This is a genomic window from Butyrivibrio sp. (genome assembly GCF_017940685.1).
In the GTDB taxonomy this organism is placed as follows: domain Bacteria; phylum Bacillota; class Clostridia; order Lachnospirales; family Lachnospiraceae; genus Butyrivibrio.
In genome coordinates, this window is sequence record NZ_JAGAYD010000253.1 from 1 (window position 1) to 2,287 (window position 2,287).

Annotated in this window: 1 pseudogene; it reads left to right on the plus strand. The window is 41.5% G+C overall.

What is annotated here, in order from left to right:
• Nucleotides 1-172: 172 nt before the first annotated feature.
• Nucleotides 173-2,287: pseudogene (locus J6I68_RS15150) on the plus strand (hypothetical protein); the annotation flags it as partial.

A 2,287-nucleotide genomic window follows, 5' to 3' on the forward strand; every position in this document is an offset into this window, starting at 1 on the left:
GCTGTGGCCAGTGGAGCTCAGGCTGCCAGTGATGATCAGGAGCAAAGAAAATTAAAATTTTCATAAGATTGTTAAAAATTCAGGTATGGGATTGAATTTTTTGACAATACAAGGTAACTTAAAACGTGTGTGATATTGTAAATGTACAAAGATAAGGAAGGGTTTAAAGAGCATGATGAAAAAAACTGAGAAAATTGCAAAGATTGGTTTGGCTGCCGGAGTAGTAATGGGCGGAGGTATGACTGTATCTACCACTGCTTATGCATACAATGAAGGCGAGACTGCTGTTGAGCAAAATGTAGTAGAAGCTGAGGTGACAAATACTCCTAGCTCAGATGCATTTGAAATACAGGATCAGAATAATGATTCTCAGGCAACTGATGATTCTGAGGCAACTGATGATTCTCAGGCAACTAGTGATGCTCCAGTAACTAGTGATGCTCCGGCTGAAAGTAATTCAGAAGCTGGAACTGATGAAATTATAGAAAACGAATCTGACGCAGCAACAGAGAGCGAATCTGATGCAGCAACAGAGAGCGAATCTGATGCAGCACCAGAGAACGAGTCTGACGCAGCACCAGAGAGCGAGTCTGATGCAGCACCAGAGAGCGAGTCTGATGCAGCACCAGAGAACGAGTCTGAAGCAGCAACAGAAAGCGGAACAGAGAGCGAGTCTGAAGCAGCAACAGAAAGCGGAACAGAGAGCGAGTCTGATGAAACTTCAGAGATCGAATCATTAGTGGCTTTCAACGGACAGCAGGTTCTTGGACTTAGAAGATTGAATGCATTAAGCCCGGTAAATGCACTTAATGCTGAAGAATCTTCTGAAAACACATCTTTGACTTCAGAGGAAGAAGAGATCGTATCTCAAAGCATATCCGCTAGTGAGGCTACAGAAGAGCTCTTATCCCAGAGTACATCCGCTAGTGAGGCTGCAGAAGAGGATATGCTTTCACAATCCTTGCTGATCAGTGAGGCTACTCATGTGTATGAGTCTGCATCCGAAGCTTTCGACGATACAATGAATCCATATCTTGAGGGGCTGATCACCCAGATCAATGCCCAGGCAAAAGTGGTTCAGGATATTTTGGAAAAGCAGCGTGCAGATGGAACAAGCTTGAATCACAATGGCCCAGGATCCTTCTATTATGAGGCAGATAAACTTGCTAATTATTTGATACAGTATCGTTATTATCAGGAATCAAATGTTCTAGATATTAGATACAGCGACTGGTATAGTGGCAATTACAACCAAAACTTCGTTAAAGTGGAGTATGAAGACAGTGCTCATAATACTCAATATGCGTATTTTGACTATGTAACAGTTGATTCGAATGGTAACGCGCTTGTTAATAATCAGACTTCTAATCAGAACGATAATCCCAATGTTGTAGCTGGCATCATGGTTGTTCAGAAGACTATGGAAACAGTGACAACTACGGAGTATACAAATGAAGAGGGGTATGAACTGACTAAGTATGGGAACACTTATTATATAGGCGATTACTCCGTTTCAAGTTTATATTGGAATTTTTGGGATGTTAGGGTTAAGGAAAATAATGGAAATTATGAAATTCAGGTTAAAAGATTTCGAGGTGATAACTGGAATACTGCAGATACTTTTACAAAACAAGAAATTACCACTGAAACAGGTAAATTTGTATCAGCTACCGGAAATTATACATACATAAATAAGAATGGTCAGGAACTGAATGGTAATTTCAAAGAAAAAGGCTACTATTTCTTCGATATTTTTGATTATATTGAGCAGGAAGATGATTATGGAAGTGAAAGATCAGAGCTGACATCATACTCAGAGAGCTTAAGTGATCTTAAATCCGAGTCTGAAGCTGATAGCACCAGTCGCAGTGAGAGCACTAGTGAGTATTTTTCTAATAGCGAGAGCCTGAGTACTGTGACTAGCGAAGTGGTTAGCGAGAGTAACAGCATCTCAGAGAGCAACAGCATCTCAGAAAGCAATAGAATCTCAGAAAGCAATAGTATTTCAGAGAGCAACAGCATCTCCGAGAGCAATAGCATCTCAGAGAGTAACAGTATTTCAGAGAGCAACAGCATTTCAGAGAGCAACAGCATCTCCGAGAGCAACAGCATTTCAGAGAGCAACAGCATCTCAGAGAGCAACAGCATCTCTGAGAGCAACAGCATAAGCGAGAGCAACAGCATCTCCGAGAGCAACAGCATCTCCGAGAGCAACAGCATCTCAGAAAGCAATAGCACCTCAGAGAGCAACAGCATCTCAGAAAGCAATAGCATCTCCGAGAGCAAC